This is a genomic window from Bacteroides cellulolyticus, assembly GCF_025567135.1.
Lineage (GTDB): Bacteria > Bacteroidota > Bacteroidia > Bacteroidales > Bacteroidaceae > Phocaeicola > Phocaeicola cellulolyticus.
The window spans coordinates 17,327-42,303 of sequence record NZ_JAOQJJ010000013.1; the positions used below are offsets into that span (position 1 = coordinate 17,327).

At 41.5% G+C, this 24,977-nt stretch carries 22 protein-coding genes, 2 tRNA genes and 2 pseudogenes; 13 read left to right on the forward strand and 13 right to left on the reverse strand.

Annotated features, from left to right (window positions below):
• The first annotated feature begins 3 nt into the window (after window positions 1-3).
• Window positions 4-987, forward strand: coding sequence for a glycoside hydrolase family 43 protein (locus tag OCV82_RS11255; RefSeq protein ID WP_154044525.1), 984 nt, complete (start codon window positions 4-6; stop codon window positions 985-987).
• A 146-nt stretch (window positions 988-1,133) separates the two neighbouring features.
• On the opposite strand, the gene alaS is transcribed toward OCV82_RS11255, so the two are convergent.
• Complete coding sequence (gene alaS, locus OCV82_RS11260) at window positions 1,134-3,755, reverse strand: alanine--tRNA ligase (RefSeq protein ID WP_154044478.1); 2,622 nt, start codon at window positions 3,753-3,755, stop codon at window positions 1,134-1,136.
• Between the two features lie 130 nt (window positions 3,756-3,885).
• Here alaS and OCV82_RS11265 point away from each other — a divergent pair, with 130 nt between their 5' ends.
• Together OCV82_RS11265 and OCV82_RS11270 are read left to right on the forward strand one after the other, a co-directional pair.
• On the forward strand, window positions 3,886-4,854 hold the full coding sequence (locus tag OCV82_RS11265) for a M23 family metallopeptidase (RefSeq protein ID WP_154044479.1): 969 nt from the start codon (window positions 3,886-3,888) through the stop codon (window positions 4,852-4,854).
• A gap of 17 nt (window positions 4,855-4,871) precedes the next feature.
• A complete protein-coding gene (locus OCV82_RS11270) occupies window positions 4,872-5,219 on the forward strand; it encodes a MerR family transcriptional regulator (protein WP_154044480.1) in 348 nt (115 codons plus the stop codon).
• On the opposite strand, the gene OCV82_RS11275 is transcribed toward OCV82_RS11270, so the two are convergent.
• From OCV82_RS11275 to OCV82_RS11295, 5 genes are all read right to left on the reverse strand, one after another.
• Window positions 5,216-7,486, reverse strand: coding sequence for a RelA/SpoT family protein (locus OCV82_RS11275; RefSeq protein WP_154044481.1), 2,271 nt, complete (start codon window positions 7,484-7,486; stop codon window positions 5,216-5,218). The two genes, OCV82_RS11270 and OCV82_RS11275, sit on opposite strands and share 4 nt — an antisense overlap.
• Window positions 7,487-7,593: 107 nt before the next feature.
• Complete coding sequence (locus OCV82_RS11280) at window positions 7,594-8,832, reverse strand: lytic transglycosylase domain-containing protein (RefSeq protein ID WP_154044482.1); 1,239 nt, start codon at window positions 8,830-8,832, stop codon at window positions 7,594-7,596.
• A 3-nt stretch (window positions 8,833-8,835) separates the two neighbouring features.
• Complete coding sequence (locus tag OCV82_RS11285; RefSeq protein WP_235340134.1) at window positions 8,836-9,627, reverse strand: DUF5683 domain-containing protein; 792 nt, start codon at window positions 9,625-9,627, stop codon at window positions 8,836-8,838.
• Window positions 9,628-9,638: 11 nt separating this feature from the next.
• Window positions 9,639-10,523, reverse strand: a complete 885-nt coding sequence (locus OCV82_RS11290; RefSeq protein ID WP_154044483.1) for a ParB/RepB/Spo0J family partition protein — start codon at window positions 10,521-10,523, stop codon at window positions 9,639-9,641.
• A 6-nt stretch (window positions 10,524-10,529) separates the two neighbouring features.
• Window positions 10,530-11,294 (reverse strand): ParA family protein, encoded by a 765-nt coding sequence (locus tag OCV82_RS11295; RefSeq protein WP_154044484.1) that lies wholly within the window; start codon window positions 11,292-11,294, stop codon window positions 10,530-10,532.
• A 273-nt stretch (window positions 11,295-11,567) separates the two neighbouring features.
• On the opposite strand from OCV82_RS11295, the gene surE reads away from it, so the two are divergent.
• The 6 genes from surE (at window position 11,568) to pyrH (ending at window position 17,434) form a co-directional block, all read left to right on the forward strand.
• On the forward strand, window positions 11,568-12,341 hold the full coding sequence (gene surE, locus OCV82_RS11300) for a 5'/3'-nucleotidase SurE (protein ID WP_154044485.1): 774 nt from the start codon (window positions 11,568-11,570) through the stop codon (window positions 12,339-12,341).
• Between the two features lie 73 nt (window positions 12,342-12,414).
• The gene (gene lpxB, locus OCV82_RS11305; RefSeq protein WP_154044486.1) at window positions 12,415-13,548 is read left to right on the forward strand and encodes a lipid-A-disaccharide synthase; all 1,134 of its coding nucleotides are present in this window, start codon (window positions 12,415-12,417) and stop codon (window positions 13,546-13,548) included.
• A gap of 270 nt (window positions 13,549-13,818) precedes the next feature.
• Window positions 13,819-14,583: a DUF1295 domain-containing protein gene (locus tag OCV82_RS11310; RefSeq protein WP_154044487.1), complete on the forward strand. Its 765-nt coding sequence runs from the start codon at window positions 13,819-13,821 to the stop codon at window positions 14,581-14,583.
• Between the two features lie 4 nt (window positions 14,584-14,587).
• Window positions 14,588-15,814 (forward strand): NADH:flavin oxidoreductase, encoded by a 1,227-nt coding sequence (locus OCV82_RS11315; protein WP_154044488.1) that lies wholly within the window; start codon window positions 14,588-14,590, stop codon window positions 15,812-15,814.
• Window positions 15,814-16,668: an SDR family oxidoreductase gene (locus OCV82_RS11320; RefSeq protein WP_154044527.1), complete on the forward strand. Its 855-nt coding sequence runs from the start codon at window positions 15,814-15,816 to the stop codon at window positions 16,666-16,668. The genes OCV82_RS11315 and OCV82_RS11320 overlap by 1 nt, the downstream gene beginning before the upstream one ends.
• 55 nt (window positions 16,669-16,723) lie before the next feature.
• Entirely contained in the window at window positions 16,724-17,434 is a 711-nt protein-coding gene (gene pyrH, locus OCV82_RS11325) for a UMP kinase (RefSeq protein ID WP_154044489.1), read from the forward strand.
• 97 nt (window positions 17,435-17,531) lie between these two features.
• Here the strand turns inward: pyrH and OCV82_RS11330 are convergent, their stop codons facing one another.
• Window positions 17,532-18,047, reverse strand: coding sequence for a histidine phosphatase family protein (locus tag OCV82_RS11330; RefSeq protein WP_154044490.1), 516 nt, complete (start codon window positions 18,045-18,047; stop codon window positions 17,532-17,534).
• Between the two features lie 160 nt (window positions 18,048-18,207).
• Here OCV82_RS11330 and OCV82_RS11335 point away from each other — a divergent pair.
• Together OCV82_RS11335 and OCV82_RS11340 are read left to right on the forward strand one after the other, a co-directional pair.
• Window positions 18,208-18,280 (forward strand) — tRNA-Pro (locus tag OCV82_RS11335).
• 21 nt (window positions 18,281-18,301) lie between these two features.
• Window positions 18,302-18,385 (forward strand) — tRNA-Leu (locus OCV82_RS11340).
• 109 nt (window positions 18,386-18,494) lie between these two features.
• Here OCV82_RS11340 and OCV82_RS11345 read toward each other — a convergent pair.
• From OCV82_RS11345 to OCV82_RS11370, 5 genes and pseudogenes are all read right to left on the reverse strand, one after another.
• On the reverse strand, window positions 18,495-18,947 hold the full coding sequence (locus tag OCV82_RS11345) for a DUF4405 domain-containing protein (protein ID WP_071148000.1): 453 nt from the start codon (window positions 18,945-18,947) through the stop codon (window positions 18,495-18,497).
• Between the two features lie 75 nt (window positions 18,948-19,022).
• A pseudogene (locus tag OCV82_RS15245) lies at window positions 19,023-19,556 on the reverse strand (Crp/Fnr family transcriptional regulator).
• A gap of 159 nt (window positions 19,557-19,715) precedes the next feature.
• Window positions 19,716-20,333 carry a flavodoxin family protein gene (locus OCV82_RS11360; RefSeq protein WP_022053087.1) on the reverse strand — a complete coding sequence of 206 codons (618 nt, stop codon included), beginning with the start codon at window positions 20,331-20,333 and terminating at the stop codon, window positions 19,716-19,718.
• Between the two features lie 6 nt (window positions 20,334-20,339).
• The gene (locus OCV82_RS11365) at window positions 20,340-20,879 is read right to left on the reverse strand and encodes a flavodoxin family protein (RefSeq protein ID WP_154044491.1); all 540 of its coding nucleotides are present in this window, start codon (window positions 20,877-20,879) and stop codon (window positions 20,340-20,342) included.
• A gap of 14 nt (window positions 20,880-20,893) precedes the next feature.
• Entirely contained in the window at window positions 20,894-21,277 is a 384-nt protein-coding gene (locus OCV82_RS11370) for a nuclear transport factor 2 family protein (RefSeq protein ID WP_022053089.1), read from the reverse strand.
• 155 nt (window positions 21,278-21,432) lie between these two features.
• Here OCV82_RS11370 and OCV82_RS11375 point away from each other — a divergent pair, with 155 nt between their 5' ends.
• On the forward strand, window positions 21,433-21,780 hold the full coding sequence (locus OCV82_RS11375; RefSeq protein WP_022053090.1) for a winged helix-turn-helix transcriptional regulator: 348 nt from the start codon (window positions 21,433-21,435) through the stop codon (window positions 21,778-21,780).
• A 150-nt stretch (window positions 21,781-21,930) separates the two neighbouring features.
• A complete protein-coding gene (locus tag OCV82_RS11380; protein WP_154044492.1) occupies window positions 21,931-23,946 on the forward strand; it encodes a KUP/HAK/KT family potassium transporter in 2,016 nt (671 codons plus the stop codon).
• Window positions 23,947-24,104: 158 nt separating this feature from the next.
• Here the strand turns inward: OCV82_RS11380 and OCV82_RS11385 are convergent.
• Window positions 24,105-24,911, reverse strand: a pseudogene (locus tag OCV82_RS11385) (PDDEXK nuclease domain-containing protein); the annotation flags it as partial.
• Between the last annotated feature and the right edge of the window lie 66 nt (window positions 24,912-24,977).

Sequence of the window (24,977 nt, forward strand, 5' to 3'; positions counted from 1 at the left end):
GTCATGTTTATGGCAATCATTGCCTGTTCGTGTGGCGGCACAAAGCAGACAGGCGAAAAACAATTCACCTTTACGGGCAATCCACTGATACGCGACAAGTTCACCGCCGATCCTGCACCTATGGTATATGACGGCCGTCTGTATCTCTACGTAGGTCATGACGAGTTCTACGAAGGACAGGACACCGCTTCCGGAGGCAAGGAATTCAACATCACCGAATGGCTCTGTTACTCCACATCCGACATGAAGACATGGACCGACCATGGCTCCGTGCTCCGCCCCACCGACTTCAAGTGGGCTGTAGGCGAGGCATGGGCTTCGCAGGTGGTGGAACACAATGGCAAGTTTTATTATTACACCACCGTACAGGCAGGCGAGCCCTTTACCGGCAAGGCAGTGGGAGTGGCAGTGGCCGATTCACCTACAGGTCCCTTCACCGATGCCATAGGACGTCCGCTTGTGAGCGACGACATGACTTCCAACGGCGAGCGCGGCTGGTGGAACGACATCGACCCTACGGTACTGATTGACGACGACGGCGCGGCCTGGCTCTGCTGGGGCAACGGTACATGTTTTCTTGCCCGCCTGAAGGACAACATGACGGAGATTGACGGCGAGATAATGACCCTTGATCTTCCGCAGTATGTAGAAGGCCCGTGGCTTCACAAGAAGGACGGCATATACTACCTCACTTATGCCTCTATGGGCGACGGACGCGAGAATATCTCATATGCCACAGCCGACAGTATGGGCACTGAATGGAAATATCGCGGCGAACTGACAGGCATGGCCGAAAACAGTTTCACCATCCACCCGGGAATAGCCGAATTCAACGGCGAATGGTATCTGTTCTATCATAATGCCGTCCTTACAATAGACGGACACAAGGGAGCCATAGGACGCCGTTCGGTATGTGTCGATAAGCTTTATTATAATCCTGACGGGACGATGAAGCCGGTGGAGCAGAGTGGAAGAGGATTAGAGTAAGATATTAAAGCAGTAAAGTATCAGAGGAGGTAAAGTGATAAAGTTGTAGAGGAATGAAAATGATACAGTGATAAAGTATAAAAGGAGGTAGAGCCACATATCCGGGCTTTACCTCCTTTATTTTCTTTAATACTTTACTGCTATACTTACTTTCTTCCTGCCATTTCCAGCAACTTGTCAACAGCCGCATTCAGTCCGTCAGCGTTCTTGCCTCCCGCAGTTGCAAAGTGAGGCTGACCGCCGCCACCGCCCTGAATAAGTTTGGCAGCCTCGCGAACCATGGCACCCGCATTCATGCCTGCTTTCACAAGGTCTTCGCCAAGCATTACAGTCAGCATAGGCTTGCCTTCGTAGGCGCTGCCGATTGCCACAAACAGGTTGCCGCCCATTTCGCCTTTCAGCTGGAATGCCAGATTCTTCACAGCGTCTGCCGGAAGCGGAAGCACGGTACTGATCACCTTCATGCCGTCAACGTCTTTTGCGCCCTCTATCAGCTTGGCCTTCACTGCCGCCTCTTTCTCCTTCATGAACTCTTCCATCTGCTTTTTCAGACCGGCATTTTCGTCGATATATTTAGTGATGGCCGCTTTCAGGTCAGGAGCATTGTTGAACAGAGCCTTCAGGTCTGCCAGTGTATCCTGGATAGTGTCAAGCATTTCCTCTACCTTGGCACCGGTTACAGCCTCGATACGGCGTACACCGGCAGCTACAGAACTTTCAGAAATGATTTTAACCATACCAATCTTACCTGTAGCGGATACATGAGTACCACCACAGAACTCTATTGATGAACCGAACTGAACCACGCGCACTTCGTCACCGTATTTCTCGCCAAAGAGAGCGATGGCGCCCAGTTCCTTAGCTTTCTCGATAGGCAGATTGCGGTATTCAGTCAGAGGAACATTCGCACGTATCTTCGCATTAACCAGATGTTCCACCTCACGGATCTGTTCAGGAGTAACTTTCTGGAAGTGTGAGAAGTCGAAACGCAAAGAATCCGGAGTCACGAGCGAACCTTTCTGTTCTACGTGTGTACCGAGAACCTCGCGCAAAGCCTCATCAAGCAAGTGTGTACATGAGTGGTTTGCGGCACAGGCGTCGCGTTTGTCAGTATCCACACAAGCCATCATCGGAGCTTCAGGATGTTCAGGCAGTTTCTTTGCGATATGTATAGGAAGATTGTTCTCCTTCTTGGTGTCGATAATCTCTATAGTCTCGAATTCGCTTACCAATACACCGGTGTCGCCCACCTGGCCACCGCTCTCGGCATAGAAAGGAGTGTCGCTCAGCACTATCTGATACAGAGTCTGGTTTTTCTGTTTTACCTGACGGTAGCGGAGGATTGAAGTTTCATACTCAGTATAGTCATATCCTACGAATGTAGTCTCACCTTCTTTCAGTGTAATCCAGTCGCCTGTCTCTACAGCAGCAGCGTTACGCGCACGCGCTTTCTGTTTCTCCATCTCAGCCTCGAAACCTTTCACATCGGCAGTAAGTCCGTTTTCGCGGAGGATAAGCTCGGTAAGGTCGAACGGGAAACCGAATGTATCATACAGAGTAAACGCATCCACACCGCTGATTTCAGTCTTTCCGGCAGCCTTGGCGTCGTTCATAGTTTTGTCAAGCAGGCGGATACCTGTTTCAAGAGTACGAAGGAATGATTCTTCCTCTTCCTTGATAACCTTTTCTATCAGGTTCTGCTGAGCTTTCAGTTCAGGATAAGCCCCACCCATATTTTCCACCAATACAGGGACAAGGCGATACATGAATGCCTGCTTCTGTCCGAGGAATGTATATGCATAGCGCACTGCACGACGCAAGATACGGCGGATAACATAACCTGCTTTGGCGTTCGACGGTAACTGACCGTCAGTTATAGAGAAAGCGATAGTTCTTATGTGGTCGGCTATAACGCGCATAGCCACGTCTGTCTTTTCTTCTTTTCCGTACGCTACGCCTGCCATGTCGCCTATCACCTTGATGATTGGCTGGAACACGTCAGTGTCATAGTTTGAACGTTTTCCCTGCATAGCCATACAAAGACGTTCGAATCCCATACCTGTGTCGATAACCTTTGCAGGCAGAGGTTCAAGACTGCCGTCAGCCTTACGGTTATACTGCATGAACACAAGGTTCCATATTTCAATCACCTGAGGATGGTCGTGGTTTACCAGCTCGCGTCCCGGTACAGCCGCGCGTTCTTCTTCCGGACGGAGGTCGATATGGATTTCCGAGCAAGGTCCGCATGGTCCTGTATCACCCATTTCCCAGAAGTTGTCATGCTTGTTACCGTTTATGATGTGATCTTCCGGCATGTACTGTGCCCAGTAACCTGCAGCTTCGTTGTCGCGCTCAAGTCCTTCTTCAGGGCTTCCTTCAAACACTGTTGCATAAAGGTTTTTAGGGTCAATCTTGAGTACATCAACCAGGAATTCCCATGCCCATGAGATAGCTTCCTTCTTGAAATAATCGCCGAACGACCAGTTACCCAGCATTTCGAACATAGTGTGGTGGTATGTGTCGTGACCCACTTCTTCCAGGTCGTTATGTTTTCCGCTCACACGCAGACATTTCTGCGAGTCTGTCACACGCTTGTATTTGGCAGGATGATTTCCCAGTATAATGTCCTTGAACTGGTTCATACCTGCATTGGTAAACATCAGTGTAGGGTCGTCCTTAATCACCATTGGTGCAGAAGGCACAATCTGATGTCCTTTCGACTCGAAAAACTTTACGAACGAGTCGCGGATTTCATTTGCTGTCAACATATTTATATTCTATGATGGTTAATATTCTGAAAATTGATTTGCAAAGATAACTTGTTTTATTATTTTTGTCGTTAAATTTGGTACAAAATATTGATATATTGTATCTTATTTTTTCATAAAACGAATAGTAATGCGTAAAGTTTATTATATATACAACCCCAAAACACGAACGTACGATCGTATTTATCCCACTTTACGCCAAAGAATAATGAGTTATCTGAGGCGTTTGTTTGTAGGTATGGGATTGGGAGCAGGTAGTTTCCTCGTCTTTTTCTTCATTTTCGGTTCTCCTTCGGAAAAGAGTTTGCGAACGGAGAATTCACAACTTCAGGCACAATATCATATCCTGTCCACAAGACTTGACGAGGCGCTTGATGTGATGAAGCAGATTCAGCAGAGAGATGACAATCTATATAGGGTTATAATGCAAGCCGATCCGGTAAACGACAGGCTTAGATTGGCAAGTTACGGAAATACCAACAGATATGGTGAATTGATGGATATGGCGAACTCCAGACTGGTTGTCAATACTTCCAAGAAGATGGATCTTCTTGCCAGACAGTTGTATATTCAGTCCGAATCGTTCGATGAAGTTGTGGAAATGTGTAAAAAACATGACGAGATACTTGAATGTATTCCTGCCATCCAACCTGTTTCAAATAAGGATTTGAAAAGAACGGCTTCCGGATACGGGGCACGTATAGACCCGATTTATAAAACAGTTAAGTTTCACGAGGGTATGGATTTCTCTGCAAATGTCGGAACGCCAGTATATGTGACCGGTAATGGTAAGGTAATAAAGGCTGGATGGGAAGGACTTTATGGAAACTGTATCACTGTGGATCATGGCTTTGGCTATGTGACAAAATATGCTCATTTGAGTAAAATCAGAGTGAGAAACGGTCAGAATGTTGTCAGGGGAGAAATTATAGGTGATGTAGGAAGTACAGGAAAGAGTACTGGGCCACATCTGCATTATGAAGTGCATTTGAAAGGAAAAGTGATGAATCCTGTCAATTATTATTTTATGGATCTGAATGCTGAAGATTATGATAAGATGGTAGAAATTGCATCTAATCATGGTAAGGTTTATGATTGATTCTAAGTTGTTATTCTATGGCATTGCGTACAGATAAAGAGTTGAAGATATATTACTCAATAAGTGAGGTTGCACAAATGTTTGGTGTAAATGAATCTTTATTGAGGTACTGGGAAAAAGAATTCCCTTTTATTGCACCTAAAAAAGCAGGTGGAAATATCCGTCAGTATAGAAAAGAAGACATCGACAATGTCAGGCTGGTATATCATCTTGTAAAGGAAAAAGGTATGACTCTGGCAGGTGCTAAACAGAGGTTAAAGCAGGAGAGAGAACTTGAAGTGAGGAATGTTGATATTATCGAACGCCTTAAAGATATAAAAGAAGAGCTCCTCAGTATTCGTAAGGAGCTCGATTATATGACTTAATCAGTTGTATCGTCATCAAAATTTTCGATTCGGGTTACTCTTTTTACATTTTCTATTTTCTTTAGGTCATTGCATATTGTATTTACATCGTCAACGTCGTGTACATACAATTGTATTCGTCCTTCGAAAATACCATCATTAGACTCTATATGCAACTTGTGTATGTTTACATTAAGTTGTTGTGATATTATCTCTGTAACCTTATTCAGAATTCCTATACCATCAATACCTTTTACAAATACGTTGACAGGGAAATATAGAGCCTTTCCTGTTTCCCATTGTACGGCCAACAGACGATTTCCAAAACTTGATTTCAGTTGCGCCGCAATCGGACAGTGCAGTTTATGGATAATAATTCTATTATTGTCGTCAATATATCCCAAAACATCATCTCCTGGTATTGGCTTGCAGCAATCTGCGATGATGTAATTTTTTTGTATAGTATCAGGAGTAAGCTTTACAATCTTCTTCTTGTCAATGTTTATTGCCGCAGGTGTTTCCTTCTGGACATTCTTGTTCTTGTTGCCTCCGCCAAATGAGAAAGGAATGAACTTTTTCCAGCCATTGCTGACTGTCTTTTCTTTCAGTTCGTCAATGTCGCTATCACCCAGCTTGATAACTTTCTGTCCGATTTGCAGCATCAACTCATCCGGTGATTTTATTTTATGAAGATTACACAACTTGGAAATGTTCTCATCGTTGAATTCAATCTTTGCATTTTTGAGGAAGTCATTAAGCATATCCTCGCCAAGCTGCTGTGTCTCTTTGCGTTCACGTCTGAGTATTGCCTGTATTTTGGCTTTGGCTTTGGCTGTAGTTGCGAAGTTTACCCAGTCAGGCTGTACTTTCTGTGATTTGGACGTAAGAATTTCCACTTGGTCGCCACTTTGCAGTTTATGGCTTAATGGAACCAGCTTGTGGTTGACCTTGGCTCCTATACAGTGGCTTCCGAGGAAAGTATGTATGGAAAAAGCAAAGTCCAGAGCCGTACAGTTTTGCGGCATTGTCTTTATTTCGCCTTTAGGGGTAAATACAAATATCTCTGACGCGAAAAGGTTAAGCTTTATAGTGTCAAGAAAATCAAGCGCGTCAGGTTGCGGATCATCCAATATTTCCTTGATAGTGTGCAGCCATTTTCCTAATTCTCCTTCGTCCTCGCTTATTCCACCTTCCTTGTATTTCCAATGAGCGGCAAACCCCTGTTCCGCTATCTCGTTCATTCTTTCGCTTCTTATCTGCACTTCAATCCATCTTCCCTGATTGCTCATAAGTGTTACATGAAGCGCCTGATAGCCGTTAGCCTTAGGATGGCTTACCCAGTCTCTTAATCTGTCAGGATGAGGCTTGTATATGCTTGAGATGGATACGTAAATGTTGAAGCAGTCAATTGCTTCCTTATCTGGATTTTCAGGTTCAAAAATGATTCTTACTGCAAGGATATCGTATATTTCCTCAAAAGTGATGTGCTTGGTCTGCATTTTGTTCCATATAGAATATGGTGATTTTACTCTTGCCTGTATTCTATATTTCAGTCCCATATTGTTAAGCTGCTCTTTTATCGGGGCCGTAAACTCTTCAAAAAGAGTGTCTCGTTCAGCCTGTGTGGCTTCCAGCTTTTTCTGTATCTGGGCGTATGCTTCAGGATGCTCGTATTTGAAGCTCAGATCTTCAAGTTCAGTCTTGATCTTGTTCAGGCCCAGTCTGTTGGCCAGCGGAGCATATATATACAGTGTTTCCCCTGCAATCTTATATTGTTTGCTAGGTAACATGGAGCCCAGTGTACGCATATTGTGCAGGCGGTCTGAAATCTTTATCAGGATTACTCTGATATCGTCATTCATTGTAAGAAGTAGCTTCTTGAAGTTTTCAGCCTGCGCTGAGGCCCTGTCTCCGAAAATACCTCCTGATATCTTTGTCAGTCCGTCAACAATAAGGGCAATCTTCTCTCCGAATAGATTTTGAATATCCTCTACCGTATAGTCAGTGTCCTCTACTACATCGTGCAGTAATGCGGCGCATATTGAGGTAGAGCCAAGACCTATTTCGCAGCATGCAATTCTTGCCACTGCTATAGGATGTAATATATAAGGTTCGCCAGAACGTCTGCGTACACCTTTGTGCGCTTGTTTGGCAAAATTGAATGCTTTTGTAATGATTTCTACTTTTTTTCTGTGACGGCTTTCCAAATATCTGTCCAATAGCTCTTCAAAGGCTTCGTTTATCACCTTTTCGTCAGCCTGTTCCTGAGTTAACTTTTCATCAGTCATATACGTATTCCTCCAAAAATAAGACAAATGCAAAAATATGAAATAATCAAAAAAAAGCAAGTATTTCTAAGGTAATTAATTGAAATACTTGCTTTTTTTTAATGCATTTATCTAATCCTGATAGTCTTTCCGGCACGTATATTGCTTCCTTTTATGCCGTTCAGTCTTCTTATCTGGTTAACGCTTACTCCATATTTGATTGCTATACCTCCCAGTGTTTCCCCGTTCCTGATTTTATGATATACTTCGGCGGTTTTAGGAGTTGTGACTTTTACAGTGGATCTTCTGTTCTGATATGTTTGAGGTTTATAATTGTAAATGCTGTCTTCGTGTTCCAGAAAACAACTTACCATATTGTTTGGCAGTCTTAGCGCATAAGTTTTTGTATTGCCCGGAATTATGTCTTTTCTGAATTCGGGGTTTAATGCGCGAAGCTGTTCGATATTCATTTTACATACATCTGCTATCTGGTTCAGGTTTAAATTCCTGTTGATGTGGATTGTATCTGTTCCTTCCGGCATTTGCATAGCCATTGGTCTGATGTTATGCTCGCAATAATAAGTCATTATATAATTTGCTGCAATAAATGCCGGAACATATCCTCTGGTTTCTTTTGGCAATAGATTGTATATTGACCAGAAGTCTGTTGCTCCTCCGGCACGTCTGATTGCTTTGTTGATATTTCCCGGGCCGCAATTATATGCTGCCAGAACAAGATTCCAATCGTGATATATATCATAAAGATCTTTCAGATACCTTGCTGCCGCATATGTCGATTTAATAGGATCCCTTCTTTCGTCAATCAGAGAATTTACTTCAAGGCCATAGATTTTTCCTGTTTTTAACATGAATTGCCATAATCCTGTAGCTCCCTGTCTGGAAACCGCATTAGGGTTCAGGGCTGATTCTATTACCGGTAAATATCTGAGTTCCAATGGCAATCCGTATATTTCCAGTGCTTCTTCGAATATAGGCATATACAGATTGTTTGCACTTAGCATGAATGATACAGTCTCTCGCAATTTTGTAGTGTATTGGTCAATGAATTTTTTGATAATATCATTGTATGGCATTTCTATTATTGCGGGAATTCGCTGAAGTCTGTCTATATATACAGAATCGCTTATATTGGGATTGGAATACCCTGATTCGCAGCTTATAGGTGTAATATAGTTTTTCGAAATCCAGTCGAGGTATAAACTGTCAGTAGCAGAAAGCATTCCTTGTGGAAGTTCTATCTCTTCATTTTCTCCTTGGTCATTCCTTACGGTAATAGTTTCCACTTTCTCTTGTGCATACAAAGTGGAAAAAACTAATGATAAAAGGCTAATTAAAATTTTTCTCATACTCTAAAATTTAATATTACATTGTAAGCCTATACCTTGCGGGCGGTTACGTAATACGTCATTAAATAATGTCGGCTCCAGTTTAAGACTCAAATCTTTTGATATGTCGAAATCAGACAGTTCAGCATCCACATATGCATCGATAACCGATAACAGATAAACGCCTATGAATGCAAATATGCTAAGGTCTCTCTGGCGACGGTATATGTCTTTGGCATTCTTGAATGTATTCTGATAATATTCCAGATTGCTTTCAATGTCAACGTAAGGCGGAATGAAGTCTTTGTAACTGTCATTGTTAGGGTTGTCGCTCATAATGTCCTGATATGCCTGTGAATAGTCATTATACATCTTTGTATTCCATGTCAGGGCGTATGCGCAACCCACAAATCCACCATATATTATAGGTAATTTCCAGTATTTACGGTTGTAAATCTGTCCGGCACCCGGAAGTACCATTGCCATCCATAATGATTTGTTTGAGTCAGGTATCCAGCGTTTTACAGGCTTTTTCTCCTTCTCGTTCAGAATAGAATCGCTTTTTAATGAAATCATTGCAGTATCGACAGGAGATTCCAGTTCTTTGATTTTTTGCGCAACTTTGTCGTCCTGCTCGAGTGATATGATACTGTCTTGTGCGTTTACTGTTATGCTGTCGTTAATGATGTTTCTTTCATTGTTGACAGTCATTAGTTCATGCACGCACATCGCCTGAACCCCCTTCATGTCGAGAAACAACATGATGGAGATACAGAATAAAACCATTATAGGATATATGTGGACTTTATGTTTCAAAACTCTAATCTTTATTCTGGTTGTTTTAACGAATCCAATATTTCCATTATTCTTTCAAGGTCGGCTTCGTCATTGAACGGGATACTTATTTTACCTTTTCCTTTATTGTTGCATGACAACTGTACCTTTGCTCCGAAGAAACTTGAGAGATGGTTTTGCAGAACTCCGAATGTTTCAGGCAGTTTTTCATTCTTTACAGTTTTCTTTTCCTGCTTTTCTGCATTCAGCGATTTTACAAGTTCTTCCACTTTTCTTACGGAATATCCGTTGGCTATTATTTCATTGAATATTTTCAACTGTATCTGCGGATCGTCTATAGAGAGGAGAGCACGTGCGTGTCCCATATCTATTTCCCTGTTTTTTAATGCGACCTGGATAGTGGCAGGTAGTTTCAGAAGTCTCAGATAGTTTGCTACGGTAGTTCTGTTTTTTCCTACTCTTTCGCTTAGCCTTTCCTGAGTCAGTTCATATTGTTCTATCAGGTGTTGATAGGCAAGGGCTATTTCCAGTGAGTTCAGGTCTTCCCTTTGTATGTTTTCTATCAACGCCATCTCCATCACATTTTCATCATCTGCAGTCTTGATGTAAGCCGGGATGGTTTTAAGTCCGGCAAGTGCTGAAGCCTTGTATCTTCTCTCACCGGCAATGATCTGATATGAGTCGTCGTTTATTTTCCTTAATGTAATAGGTTGAATTACACCTACTTCTGATATAGAATCGGCAAGTTCCTGTAATGCTATCGGGTCAAATTCACGTCGCGGCTGGTTAGGGTTGGCAGAAATCTTGCTCAACTCTATTTCGCCGATATTTGACGAACCGGATGTATGCACTTCCTCATTGTTGGATATAAGTGCGTCCAGTCCTCTTCCTAATGCAAATTTTTTCTGTACTGCCATATCTTATTAAATATTTTTCATTATTATTTCGTTGGCCAATGCCAAATGGTTTTTGGCTCCTGTTGATTCGGCATCATACAGTATGGCCGGTATTCCGTGGCTTGGTGCTTCACTCAGTTTTACGTTGCGTTGGATGATGGTTTTGAATACCAGTTCCTGGAAGTGTCTTTTTACATCATCATATATTTGGTTTGCAAGACGCAATCTGGAGTCGTACATTGTCAGAAGAAAACCTTCTATTTCCAATGACGGATTAAGTTTAGTCTTTATTATTTTTATGGTGTTCAGCAGTTTGCTTATTCCTTCAAGGGCGAAATACTCACACTGTACCGGTATGATGACAGAGTTTGCGGCTGTCAGGGCGTTGATTGTTATAAGTCCGAGTGATGGTGAACAGTCAATAAGTATATAGTCATATTCATCTTTCATCGGTTCCAGAGCCTTTTTCATTATTTTTTCTCTGTTCTCCAGATTAAGCATTTCTATTTCAGCTCCTACCAGGTCTATGTGAGATGGTATGATGTCTAATCTGTCAATATCGGTTGTATAAATGGCTTCTCTTATATCAGTTTGATTGATAAGGCATTCATAGATTGAGCAATCGATTTCGTTTACGTTTACTCCAAGACCTGAAGAAGCATTAGCTTGTGGGTCGGCATCTATTACCAATACCTTTTTTTCCAGAGTAGCCAGTGATGCAGCCAAGTTTATTGTTGTAGTAGTTTTTCCTACACCGCCTTTTTGGTTGGCTAAAGCAATTATTTTTCCCATATTAATCAGTTTAATCTTGGTGCGAAATAACTAATAATTAGTGATACGACCAATTAAAAAACTGTTACTTTTACAGAAAGTGTTGATAACTCACTGCTTTTGTTAATAACTAAACTTGGGCAAAGATACTGAAAACCACATAAAAAACTAATCCGGTTTATGAAGATTAAGATTTGAAAACGTATTGTCACATAGTTTTTTGTAGCATTATCTGAAAAGATTGTAACTTTACGTCGTTTTTAAAGTAACTGTGATTTTAATCCCTTTATGTATATGGCAAATAGTAAACCTCTTTTATTGCTGTCGAATGACGATGGCTATCAGGCTAAAGGTATCAACGAATTAATAAAAGCATTGCGCGGTGAAGCCGATTTGGTTGTCGTGGCTCCAGACGGCCCCCGTTCAGGTGCTTCGTGTGCAATAACTTCTGCTGTTCCTGTGCACTATGAAAAGGTTAAGGAGGAAGAAGGACTGGTGGTGTATAAATGTAGTGGAACTCCGGTAGATTGTACCAAACTGGCCATGCATACTATCTTGGAACGTACTCCCGATATGATTATAGGAGGTATAAATCATGGTGATAACTCTTCTGTCAATGTACATTATTCCGGAACAATGGGGATAGTAATAGAAGGATGTCTGAAAGGAATTCCATCAATCGGTTTTTCTCTTTGTAATCATGCTTCTGATGCAGACTTCTCATTTACATTGCCATATGTCAGACAGATTGTGAAGGAGACGTTGAAAAACGGACTTCCTTACGGAACATGTCTTAATGTGAATTTCCCTGATACGAAAGATCTGAAAGGTGTTCGTATATGCCGTCAGACAGACGGAGTGTGGATAAACGAATTTGCCGAATGTAACCATCCCCGTCACGGTGGATATTATTGGCTGACAGGATCTTATAAAAATTATGAACCGAATGCCGAAGACGCAGACCATTGGGCTCTAGATAACGGTTATGTAGCCATAACACCGACAAAAGTTGATGTTACGGCATACGAACTAATGGAGAATATGAAGTCGTGGAACTGGTCTCTTTAAGAAAACAAGGCAACAGTTACAAGGTTACAGTTGCAAACTCAATAACTTACAAACTTAAAAACTCAAAACTTACATGAAATATTATCTGATAGTAGGAGAGGCCTCAGGCGATTTGCATGCTTCAAACCTTATGTGCTCGTTGAAAAAGTATGATGAAAATGCAGAATTCCGCTTTTTCGGAGGTGATCTTATGCAGAGTGTGGGTGGAACACTGGTCAAGCATTATAAGGATATGGCATATATGGGTTTTATTCCCGTGCTTTTGCATTTGCGTACCATATTCCGCAATATGAGTCTGTGTAAATCGGATATATTGGAATGGAAACCTGATGTGATAATTCTGGTGGATTATCCGGGATTTAACTTGAAAATAGCCAAATATATCAAGCAGCATACGGATATCCCTGTCTATTATTATATCTCTCCTAAAATATGGGCATGGAAGGAATACCGTATAAAGGATATAAAGCGTGATATAGACAAGATGCTTTCCATACTTCCTTTTGAAATAGATTTCTATAAGAAGCATAATTACCCTATATCATATGTAGGCAATCCTAGTGTCGATTCAGTTTCGGAATATCTTGCAAATCATCCTTCTGACAGACTTTCTTTTATTAAAGATAACGGGCTGTCAGACAAACCTATAGTGGCGATACTTGCCGGAAGCCGCAAACAAGAGATAAGGGATAATCTAACTCGTATGATGGAAGTAGCCCGTTCCTTCCCGCAGTATCAGTTTGTGGTGGCAGGAGCGCCAGGTATATCACATGATTATTATAAACAATACATAACTCCTGAGACGAAAATAGTATTTTCGCAGACATACAGATTGCTTCAGTATTCTGTGGCGGCTATGGTTACGTCCGGCACTGCAACACTGGAAACAGCATTGTTTGGAGTACCCCAGGTGGTATGTTACTATATGTCGGCCGGAAAACTAGTCTCTTTCCTCAGAAAGTTTCTTCTGAAAGTGAAGTATGTTTCGCTGGTAAATCTTATCACAGGTAAGGAAACAGTGAAAGAACTTGTAGCTGACGGTATGACAGCCTCTAACCTGAAGCATGAGTTTGCTGCAATATTGCCCGGAGGGGATAAACGTGAAAGTGTACAGGATGGGTACTCGCAGTTGAAAAGTATATTGGGAAATCCAGGAGCGTCCGAAAAAGCGGCAGAGATTATAGTTGAGGCGTTAAGGTCGAAATAGATTCGTATATATAAGGTGTCCAACCGGAGTTTAAATACCATTTAAACTACGGTTGGATTTTTTTTATGAAAATATACATAAACCGTCACACGTACGTGTGACGGATGGAACACGAACGTGTCACTATAGTAACACGAACGTGTCACGAGCGTTACACGTACGTGTAACGGTTTCTCAGAACAGGCGTTTTTCTTATTTAGCTCCATGTTTTGTCATCAATAATTGACCGAATGGAAATAAAATCATAAATTTGGGGAAAATACGAATTCTATGATTAATACTTTGTTTAATGTCCTGATGTACATTATGCCTGTGTTGGCTATAATAGTATTCATTGCTTTATTTTTCATAAAGGCAGGCTATGGTATATTCCACACCAAAAGTTGGGGCTTGAGCCTTCCCAATAAAGTGGGGTGGGTGATAATGGAATGTCCAGCATTTATTCTTATGGCAGTAATGTGGCACACCGGACAGTATTCGCTGATGTCCGTTCCCGCTGTTTTCTTCATCCTTTTTGAGATACATTATTTCCAGAGGGCATTTGTTTTCCCGCTTTTGATGAAAGGTAAGAGCAAGATGCCCGTAAGTATAATGCTTATGGGAGTAGTGTTTAATCTTATCAACGGTTTTCTTATAGGATATTCATTGTTCCATATTGATAATTTTGAAAAATATTCGACCGACTGGCTTTATTCACCTTATTTCATAATAGGAACGTTGATATTCATTGCAGGAATGGTGATAAACCTTCATTCGGACAATGTTATAAGACATCTTCGTCCGAAAGGTGATACAAGACACTATTTCCCGCAAAAAGGAATGTACCGTTACGTCACGTCTGCCAATTATCTGGGAGAGCTGATGGAATGGACAGGATTTGCCATACTTACATGCGATGCGGCGGCATGGGTATTCGTGGTATGGACTTTTGCCAATCTCGCTCCACGTGCATACGCAATAAGAAAACGTTATGTGGAGGAGTTCGGAACGGAAGTGGTAGGAAAAAGAAAATGTTTGATACCTTATATATATTAGGAATATGGAAACATCAAAACTCTTTACAGAATATAAGATTGGCCCTTTGACGCTTAGAAACCGTACTATACGTTCGGCTGCCTTTGAAAGTATGTGTCCCGGCAACAAGCCGTCGAAGGCTTTGTATGACTATCATGTGTCGGTTGCTCATGGTGGAGTGGGAATGACTACTGTGGCATACGCTGCGGTGACACGAAGCGGACTGTCTTTCGACCGACAGTTGTGGATGCGTCCTGAGATTGTTCCCGACCTGAAGAAACTTACTGACGCTATCCATCGTGAGGGGGCAGCTGTAAGCATTCAGCTGGGGCATTGTGGAAACATGTCGCACAAGAAGATATGTGGCGAAACGCCTGTCGGTGCATGTACAGGATTTAATCTCTATTCGCCGACGTTTGTCCGCGGACTCCGTAAGGATGAGCTTCCTGTTTTGGCAAAGGCGTATGGAGATTCTGTTAGATTGGCTCGTGAGGCAGGTTTTGATGCCGTAGAGATACATGCCGGACACGGGTATCTGATAAGCCAGTTCCTTTCACCATATACCAACCACAGAAAGGACGAGTATGGCGGTTCGTTAGAGAATAGGATGCGTTTCATGGACGAAGTTATGACAGAGGTGATGAAAGCTGCCGGAGACGATATGGCTGTTCTGGTAAAGATGAACATGCGCGATGGCTTCAAGGGAGGAATGGATATAGACGAAAGCCTGAAAGTGGCGCAGCGTTTGAAAGAGGACGGTGCTCAGGCCCTTGTGCTTAGTGGAGGTTTTGTCAGTAAGGCACCTATGTACGTCATGCGTGGCACAATGCCTATAAAGACTCTTACTCATTATATGGACTGCTGGTGGCTGAAGTACGGTGTAAAACTCTTCGGACATCTTATGATACCTACAGTACCTTTCAGCGAGGCTTATTTCCTTGATGATGCACTGAAGTTCAGAGAGCAGATAAAGGATATTCCGCTGGTATATGTAGGCGGACTTGTTTCAAGAGAGAAAATAGATGAGGTGCTGAACAAAGGATTCGAGTTTGTACAGATGGGGCGTGCCCTGCTGAATGAACCGGGATTTGTCAATCGTATGAAGATGGAAGAATGTGCCCGGTGCAATTGCGGACACAGCAATTACTGTATAGGCAGAATGTACACAGTGGATATGGCATGTCATAAGCATCTGAAAGAAGAACTTCCGCCTTGCCTGAAAAAAGAAATTGAAAAATTGGAGAACAAATGATGAAAAAGACTGCTGTAATAACGGGATCCGACGGAGGTATGGGCTCGGAAATAACCAAGGCCGTTGCGTTGGCAGGTTATCATGTGATAATGGTGTGTTACACCAGTTTCAAGGGTGAGGAAAAGAAAAGCAGGATTGCTCTTGATACCGGCAATGATGATATCGAGGTGGTTCAGGCAGACCTGTCTTCTATGGAATCGGTGGTTGAGGCCGCAAGAAAGATTAAGAGAAAAACACCTTCAGTGGAACTTCTGATGAATAATGCCGGCACGATGTGTACTCATTTCACACGTACGGAAGACGGCTTCGAACATACAGTGGCAGTGAACTATCTGGCTCCGTATCTTCTTACACGTTTGTTATTGCCATTGATGCACGAAGGGAGCAGGATTGTGAGTATGGTTTCGTGTACGTACGCCATCGGAAAAATAGGCCCTAATTTCTTTACGAAAGGACGTGAGGGTAGTTTCTTCCGTATCCCTATATACAGTAATACAAAACTTGCACTCTGGCTTTTCACCCGTGAACTCTCTGAAAGAGTGAAAGACAAGGGAATAACTGTTAATGCTGCCGACCCTGGAATCGTTTCTACCAATATCATCAGGATGGATATGTGGTTTGATCCTCTTACGGATATTCTGTTCCGTCCGTGTATCCGTACTCCCCGACAGGGAGCTGATACAGCGATACATCTTCTGCTTGATGAAAAGTACGAAGGAGTTACCGGCGGAATGTTTGCCTCTTGCAAGCAGAGGAAATTAAGCGACAAGTATCTGCATCATCCACAGATGAAAGAACTATGGGAACAGACGGAGAAGAAGCTGGAAAGCTTTTTAGTTTCTGAAAATTTGTAAGGTAATAATCAAATAAGTAATTTTGTTTCGATAAAATAATAAACGATAAAAAGTTATGGCTAAATTCAAAAGAATCCTCCTTAAGCTGAGCGGTGAAAGCCTGATGGGAGAAAAGAAATACGGTATAGACGAAAAGCGCCTTGGCGAGTATGCACAGCAGATCAAGGAAATACACGATATGGGTGTGCAGATTGGTATTGTGATTGGCGGTGGTAACATCTTCCGCGGACTTAGCGGTGCTGGTAAGGGATTCGACCGTGTGAAAGGTGACCAGATGGGTATGCTTGCTACAGTTATCAACAGCCTCGGACTTAGCTCTGCTCTTGTGGCAGCAGGTGTGAAAGCACGTGTGCTTACAGCAATCCGCATGGAACCGATAGGTGAGTTCTATACCAAATGGAAAGCCATCGAAGCAATGGAAAACGGCGAAGTGGTAATCATGTCTGCCGGTACAGGAAATCCGTTCTTCACTACAGATACAGGCTCTTCATTGAGAGGTATTGAAATTGAGGCCGATGTAATGTTGAAGGGTACTCGTGTAGATGGTATCTATACTGCTGATCCTGAGAAGGATCCTACAGCAACCAAGTTCGACGAAATAACATATGATGAAGTTCTTGCACGCGGACTTAAAGTTATGGACCTGACTGCTACATGTATGTGTAAGGAAAACAATCTGCCTATTATTGTATTCGATATGGATACAGTTGGTAATCTGAAAAAAGTTATGTCTGGAGAAAACATTGGAACTCTGGTTCATCCTTGATTTCCGGTTGATATAGATACATAAAAAAGAAAGTTATTAACAGCTTTGCATATACCTGTTAATAACTTTCTTTTTTGTTAATAACTCTCTTTTCTGTTTATAAAGTGAATTTCCTCACTTCGGCATTCTTCATGTGCGGAATGTTGTAAAGCTCGTTTATATCTACTCCCAATATATGAGCCTGGATGGATCGGTTGATAAGTCCATGTGCCACTACCAGTACATTTTTCCCGGAGTATTTCTCTTTTATATATTCCACTATACGCTTTCCACGTTCATAAAGCATTTCTTTGGTTTCGGCATCTTCCGGAGGATTCTGTTTATCAACTGAGTCTATCTTTAGCCCTGTCCATTTCCCCCAGTCTATTTCTCTGAGCAATTTTGTCTTTTCCCAAGGCAGATGTCTGTTTGCCATGGCATAGTTCACTGTATCGACTACACGTTTAAGGTCGCTGCTCAGTATGCAGTCTATTTGGATACCTTCAAGTTCCTTTCCCAGGTTTCGTGCCTGCTCAATACCATCGGCTGTCAGTGTTCCCGGCAGATGTCCCTGAAAAATCCTCATAAGGTTTTCTTCCGTTTGTCCGTGGCGTGCAAGATATATTGTTGTCATGGTGTTTATAGCTTATAAAATATACTTTTGCGGCTCAAAAGTATGAATTTTCCTATATTCAACAATGATATTTTATGTTTTCGAGCAAAAAATATTACAAAAGTTTTGCAAATACCGATTTTATGAATACCTTTGCATCCGCAAACGAAAAATTCTCACTCGGAATGTAGCGCAGTTGGTAGCGCACTACGTTCGGGACGTAGGGGTCGGGCGTTCGAGTCGCCTCATTCCGACAGAGAATAGAAAGTTAACAAGCCCAGATGGCGGAATCGGTAGACGCGCTGGTCTCAAACACCAGTGGAGTAACATCCATCCCGGTTCGACCCCGGGTCTGGGTACAAGAAAAAGAGCTAAGTATTTGCAAATCAAATATTTAGCTCTTTCCTTTTTATATTAATGTTCCCAAATTGTTCCCGAATATCCTCTTACAAGTTACTAAAGAAAGTTCTAAGCTATAAATATCGGGAACTTACTGTTTTTTGTATTTAAGGACTTGCGAAGAGCAGACAATCGCTTTATAATGTGCCCGATAGCTATGATTATCATTATGATACCTATTTTATAATGCCACAGTCCAAGTGGAGAGTTTGCTCCGCTTACTCCAAGTAATACGATACCTGTAACGGACAGCAATAAAAATATGATAGACAGAACTGCTGTAACCTTGCTTTTCCTGCCTATTCCGTTTTTTATGATTCCCTTATACCACCCCCAGTGTGTTGTCACATGGAATATGATGGCAACAAGGAACAATACACTGCTCACGACATGAACCACTGCCCAGTTATGCCATACTTCGTGGCTGTTCCCATGTCCGGCTATGTGCAGACCAATTCCTGAAATGGCAGACACGATGAATACAACGATTAAAATCCAGTCGATTACAAAAACTTTTTTCATACATTTCCAAATTTAATGGTGCAAAGGTCACTACTTTATCGGAAACGGACGATAACAATTGTAAAGAAATGGAGCTTAGCGATGGTTTCTGATGCGGGAGAGCGAAACAGGAGTAATGCCAAGATAGGAAGCTATGTAATGTTGCGGCACTCGTTGGATGATATTTGGATATTCCTTCAACAGTTCTTCGTACCTTTGCTGTGGTGTATTCTTGATACGGGACAGGAACAGGTGCTGGTAGAAGCTGAACCTCTCTATAATTTTCTCTTCATATAGCTTTCTTAATGAAGAATTGCCTTCTATCTTATTGTAGAAGTCTTCTTTCTTTATAAACAGGACTTCTGACGGCTCGATACTTTCCAGTTAGAACAGGCTCGGTGTACCTTTGTACAGACTGTCAAATGAAGCCACGAAATCTCCCTCGAAGAAAAACTGGAAGGTTATATCCTTTCCCTCATTGTAGAAAAACAATCTCGGACAACCTTTGCGGATAAGGTATATCCTATCCGCAATCTTACCTTCCTCCAGCAATATGGTCTTAGGTGGAATGGGCAAGGTTTCTGCTGTATTATGATTAAAAATATGATTGATTAAATTGTCTTTTGTCATAATCCAAAGTTATGAATAATTTGGCATTCGCTAAAGGTTAGAACAATATCATTATTCCCTAATCCGCAAGAAACCGTGCTGAAAGACGCGGATATTATGGCATAAATACCGATGAAAGTCAGGAACGAGCATGACCTGATTATGAACTTTCATCTTTTATTAAATGAAATTGGTTCTTAGCCTTGGTTCGTATGTTGGCTTTTCTATTCCTGCTTTCTTGCCGCTTTCAATGCATTTCAGTAGCCATGCCATGTTTTGCCCCAAGACTCTCATGGTTTGTAGCCCTTCTTTGTCTTGGTTAACATCATCAGGTGTGAAGCCATGTACAGAATTCCAATATTGAGATGATACAATAGGCATGTTGCAAATCGTGAAATATTGATTGAGTTGCTCAAAGGTTGCAGAGGCTCCTCCCCGTCGGCAAGAAACTACAGATGCTCCCAGTTTGCCAGCCATACGTTTTTCTGTGGCAAAAAATAATCTGTTCAAAAACGAAATCAGTTGACCTGTCGGTGCGCTATAATAGACGGGGGAACCTATGACGATTCCGTTAAATTCATCCAACCTCATCTGGATATCTCGTACGATATCTTTTTGGAAACAAAAACCTGTCGTCATGCAATTCATACAAGCAATACAACCAGAAACAGGCGCTTTACCCAAATGAAGCATTTCAGTCTCTATTCCATTTTGTTGTAATGTTGTTTCCACTTCGTGTAATGCCGTATAAGTGCAGCCCTTTTTATGAGGGCTGCCATTTATAAGTAATACTTTCATTTGTTGTCAAAATTTATAAGCCAGTTCTGCCGCCTGTTTGCAGCCATCAGTATTCTTTATCTCTCCCTCATTCAGTACACCTGGTATGAGCACTTCTCCTGCCAGTTCCCATTTCAGCAAAGCTGCAGTTCTTTCCATAGAAATACGAACACCATCCATGACGGTCGGACCGTCTTCTTCACAGCATGTTATCAGTCCCCATTTCTTTCCGGCAACTTCCTTTCCGCCTACCACAAGTGAAAACATACAATCAATAACTCCCTTTATCTGTGCCGGTATTGAATACCAATAAACGGGCATGGTAAATACAATGGCATCGGAGTCAACTATTGAAGATGCGATAATGTCAAATTCTTCATTGAAAGAACAGGCTTTCCCAGTCTTGTAACATGTCATACAGGCATGGCAGCCTCCAATCTTCATAAATGCTGCATCAAAACGTTTTATTTCATGCCCACAATGTTCTGCTTCCTTTATAAAAGTTTCTGTCATGGCGAAACTGTTGCCATGTTTGCGTGGACTACCTGTGATAACTGTTATTCTCATGATATTTCCACCTTTTATTTTTGAATAGTATCTGAGTTCTGATTATATGCTTTTGCTACGCATTTCCATTCGTTGTTTATCTTTAACAGGAGCAAATAATCTGTAAAATCAATTCTGTCGCCCCATTTTTCTTCTAATACACGCACAACTGCTACAGTTTCTTCCACAGAAACGATGTCTATACGTGCCTTAAAGTTATTACCAGCACTTACCGTATCAACATTATGGTAGAATTGCTCGATGGAACCGTGTTCTAATTTGCCATCCAAATAGCCGAATAAGACTGCTTCATCGACAAATAGATCTTTTGCATAACTACTGTTTCCTTCTGCTACACTTTTAACAAATTTCATGGCAGCGTTTTCCACTGCTTTGTATTCTTCAATATTAGCTCTCATAATTTTATATTTTATGTGTTATTAATTCTATTGCAAAGTTAGGCGGTAGCCTCTGTTTATACAAGTACCGTAAAATTATTCATATACCGAAAATTTATTCGGTATACTTATTCTTCTGTATATTATTAGTAATTTTACCACAAAAACAGAATAATATGTACGAACGAAAAATACCTATAGACTTGGATTGCCCGTTACGATTGACCATGAGTCTTATAGACTCTAAATGGAAATCGTGTATATTGGATGAGTTGCGTTATCGCTCGATGCGGCCCAGTGAGCTTCATAAGGCATTACCAGAAGCTACTCCAAGAGTGTTAGACATACAATTGAAAGAATTGGTAGAAGATGGTCTGGTAAAGAAAACCATATTCCCCGAGCTTCCACCTCGCTCGGAATATTCAATAACGTCTCTTGGACTTACTCTTATCCCAATTATTGATGCTATGCTCGAATGGGGAAAAAAGAATAAGGATTTATTTGAGAGAAAATATGGTAAGTAAGTTCTATCTCTTTGTCCCTTGACCATCGTCAAGGTTTATATGATATTTTTCACGAAAAAAGAAAAGTGAAATCTTATTGTTAAGATTTTATTTTATATTTGCGCCGCTTAAAAGGAAAACAAATATATGTAGAACAAAAAACTACTTTTTATGGCAAACTTATCAAAAGAAGGCAATATTCAACATAAACTTGGATTTGCCGGGTTACTCATCACATTGGGTATTGTTTTTGGTGACATTGGAACATCGCCACTCTATGTTATGAAAGCCATCATTCATACTGGAGAAGCTCTTGATGAAAATTATGTTTTAGGCGCATTGTCTTGTATCATATGGACGCTTACTCTTCAGACTACGGTGAAATATGTGCTGGTGGCTCTCCGTGCCGACAATAACGGGGAGGGTGGCATACTTGCGCTTTATGCCCTTTTACGCCGCCACAGAAGAAGGTGGATTTACATCATTGCCATTATCGGTGCGAGCACTTTGCTTGCTGATGGTATTATCACTCCAGCCATTACGGTCACAACTGCCATAGAAGGACTTGAAAGTATCAGTCCGCATCTGCCTGTGATTCCTATTACACTGACCATTATTACCATTATATTTTTCGTTCAGCGTTTTGGTACAGAAAATATAGGACGGTCATTTGGCATATTTATGCTACTTTGGTTCCTGCTTCTTGGAATCGCCGGAGCTATCAGTCTGACTTCCTATCCTCAAGTATTCAAGGCATTCAATCCTTACTATGCCATACGGTTATTAGTGGAATCCCCCCACTGGTTTCTGATATTGGGTGCCGTTTTCTTGTGTACCACTGGTGCAGAAGCCTTATACTCTGATTTAGGGCACTGTGGCAGACGAAATATTACGGTCAGTTGGATATTTGTAAAGGTGATGCTTATTCTAAATTATTTGGGGCAAGGAGCGTGGGTATTGCATCATCCGGAAAGTGCAGAAGGTACAGTGAACCCATTTTATTCAATCATGCCACAAGAAATACTGTTGTTTTCCATAGCAATGGCTACCGGGGCAGCTATTGTTGCGAGCCAAGCTCTAATAAGCGGTTCATTTTCCATATTGAGTGAAGCTATGAACTTGAATTTCTGGCCTCGTATGCGTATTAAGCACCCTACCAACGTAAAAGGTCAGTCATTTATTCCAATGGTAAACCTTGTAATGTATATTGGAGTAATATTTACTATATTGTTGTTTCGAGATTCCACCCACATGGAAGCCGCTTATGGACTTGCCATAACTATTACAATGTTGATGACAACATTGTTGTTGGGATTCTATTTGCATATACATAACATTCCACGCATTCTATCAATACTGTTTGTCGGCGGATATTGTGTTATTGAAGGTATTTTCCTTGCTGCAAACCTGTCCAAATTTATGGTCGGAGGTTGGTTTACGCTGTTAATAGGTGGATTATTATGTTTTATCATGTTTGTATGGGTAAGTGCCAACAAAATTCGTCGAAAACATATGTCTTCCAAACGGTTAAGTGAATACTACAACATTATTTCTGATATTAAGGCGGACGAAAGCATATCCAAATATGCTTCTAATCTTGTCTATGTGAATCATACAGACAAAGAAGGTTGTGTGGACGATAAATTGTTGTATTCCATAATCAATAAGCAACCTAAACGGGCAGATCATTATTGGCTTATTAACCTTGAATTTGTGGATACACCAGACACACTTGAATATAATTGTTCCACATTAATAAAAGGGACATTGTTTAGTATAACCATGCGTATAGGTTTTCGTATAGAACCGCGCGTGAGCCTTTATTTACGACAAGTAGTTGATGACCTTGTTGCGGATGGTGAAGTAGAACTAACAAGCTCTTATCCTTCATTGCATAAGAATGGCATACCGGGTGATTTTCGCTTTATTATTATCCACCGGATATATTATCCTGAAGATTCCCGTAACCGCCGACAAAATTTGCTGATGAGCCTTTATGCCTTAATTAGAAAGATAGGCATTGGAGAACCGAGTGCGTTGGGGCTTGACACATCGGTTGTTGTTGTCGAGCGTGTACCGTTAATTATAGCTAATAGGGCAAAACATATTCGTCGTATAGAGCGGATTAAGCCTGAAAAATGCGATAATGATGCTAATATAGTTTTGGAAGAACAGAATGTATCATAAGTGACTTGCTATAATTATCGTCTGCATTTACGGTTTAGTTCTGTCTTTTGTATATACATCCAAACTAACCTAAACCTATTCTTGTTGGCAGTAATAAACGTGCTGGCGAAAAGAGAAAGAATGGCTTTCCTTCTTTTCGCCAGTAGTGTTTTTTATTGCTAATAGTTTGCAGTTGAAATGAACTTCTTAATTTCCTCTTCAGTGGGAAGTTCTATCATATACTTTTGCACGAAGATGTTCTGGTCTAATCCGGCAGTGGCGTATTTTACCAACGTGTCGCCCTTCTCGGTGCAAAGCAGGATGCCGACAGGCGGATTGTCGTCGGGTTGCATCACTTCCGCCTTGAAGTAGTTAAGATATAGGTTCAGTTGCGAAGCGTATTCGTGGCGGAACTTGTCTATCTTCAATTCCACGATGACATGGCATTTCAAAATGCGGTGGTAAAACACGAGGTCGGCAAAGAAATAATCCCCGTCTATCAGGATTCTCTTTTGGCGTGCTTCGAAGCAGAAGCCATGTCCCATTTCCAACAGGAAGCGTTGCAGGTTGTCCAGAATGGATTGCTCCAAGTCGTTTTCCGTTACCAAAGCACGGTCGTTCAATCCCAAGAACTCCAACGTAACGGGCGTGTTAATAATGTCTTTGGGCTGCAGCGGCATGGCTTGCCGTTGCACCAAAGCAGATAAGGCTTCTTTGTTTTTCGACAATCCGCTGCGCTCGTAATAGAGGGAATTGATTTGCCGCTCCAGTTCTCTTGCTGACCAACAACCCCTTATTGCTTCCATTTCATAGAAAGCACGTTTGACCGGATTTTCTATTTTAGAAATAAACTTTAAATGAGAATACGGTAATCTTTCAAATAATCTATCAGCTTGTGTATTCCATTCACTTGGTTGATTATTAACGGATTGTAATTCGGCACTCACCGTGTGCCGAATTGGGTCTGTGAATTCGGCGGACAGTGTGTGCGGCTTGCGCCTGCAACGTGCTTTGTATCGTGCTGATATGTTTTACTAATGCTTCAAAGTCCA

Bases quoted from the DNA above. Each gene is read 5' to 3' on its own strand.
- OCV82_RS11255 (WP_154044525.1), top strand. From the start codon at position 4: ATGTTTATGGCAATCATTGCCTGTTCGTGTGGCGGCACAAAGCAGACA.
- alaS (WP_154044478.1), bottom strand. From the start codon at position 3,755: ATGTTGACAGCAAATGAAATCCGCGACTCGTTCGTAAAGTTTTTCGAG.
- OCV82_RS11265 (WP_154044479.1), top strand. From the start codon at position 3,886: ATGCGTAAAGTTTATTATATATACAACCCCAAAACACGAACGTACGAT.
- OCV82_RS11270 (WP_154044480.1), top strand. From the start codon at position 4,872: ATGGCATTGCGTACAGATAAAGAGTTGAAGATATATTACTCAATAAGT.
- OCV82_RS11275 (WP_154044481.1), bottom strand. From the start codon at position 7,486: ATGACTGATGAAAAGTTAACTCAGGAACAGGCTGACGAAAAGGTGATA.
- OCV82_RS11280 (WP_154044482.1), bottom strand. From the start codon at position 8,832: ATGAGAAAAATTTTAATTAGCCTTTTATCATTAGTTTTTTCCACTTTG.
- OCV82_RS11290 (WP_154044483.1), bottom strand. From the start codon at position 10,523: ATGGCAGTACAGAAAAAATTTGCATTAGGAAGAGGACTGGACGCACTT.
- OCV82_RS11295 (WP_154044484.1), bottom strand. From the start codon at position 11,294: ATGGGAAAAATAATTGCTTTAGCCAACCAAAAAGGCGGTGTAGGAAAA.
- surE (WP_154044485.1), top strand. From the start codon at position 11,568: ATGGCAAATAGTAAACCTCTTTTATTGCTGTCGAATGACGATGGCTAT.
- lpxB (WP_154044486.1), top strand. From the start codon at position 12,415: ATGAAATATTATCTGATAGTAGGAGAGGCCTCAGGCGATTTGCATGCT.
- OCV82_RS11310 (WP_154044487.1), top strand. From the start codon at position 13,819: ATGATTAATACTTTGTTTAATGTCCTGATGTACATTATGCCTGTGTTG.
- OCV82_RS11315 (WP_154044488.1), top strand. From the start codon at position 14,588: ATGGAAACATCAAAACTCTTTACAGAATATAAGATTGGCCCTTTGACG.
- OCV82_RS11320 (WP_154044527.1), top strand. From the start codon at position 15,814: ATGAAAAAGACTGCTGTAATAACGGGATCCGACGGAGGTATGGGCTCG.
- pyrH (WP_154044489.1), top strand. From the start codon at position 16,724: ATGGCTAAATTCAAAAGAATCCTCCTTAAGCTGAGCGGTGAAAGCCTG.
- OCV82_RS11330 (WP_154044490.1), bottom strand. From the start codon at position 18,047: ATGACAACAATATATCTTGCACGCCACGGACAAACGGAAGAAAACCTT.
- OCV82_RS11345 (WP_071148000.1), bottom strand. From the start codon at position 18,947: ATGAAAAAAGTTTTTGTAATCGACTGGATTTTAATCGTTGTATTCATC.
- OCV82_RS11360 (WP_022053087.1), bottom strand. From the start codon at position 20,333: ATGAAAGTATTACTTATAAATGGCAGCCCTCATAAAAAGGGCTGCACT.
- OCV82_RS11365 (WP_154044491.1), bottom strand. From the start codon at position 20,879: ATGAGAATAACAGTTATCACAGGTAGTCCACGCAAACATGGCAACAGT.
- OCV82_RS11370 (WP_022053089.1), bottom strand. From the start codon at position 21,277: ATGAGAGCTAATATTGAAGAATACAAAGCAGTGGAAAACGCTGCCATG.
- OCV82_RS11375 (WP_022053090.1), top strand. From the start codon at position 21,433: ATGTACGAACGAAAAATACCTATAGACTTGGATTGCCCGTTACGATTG.
- OCV82_RS11380 (WP_154044492.1), top strand. From the start codon at position 21,931: ATGGCAAACTTATCAAAAGAAGGCAATATTCAACATAAACTTGGATTT.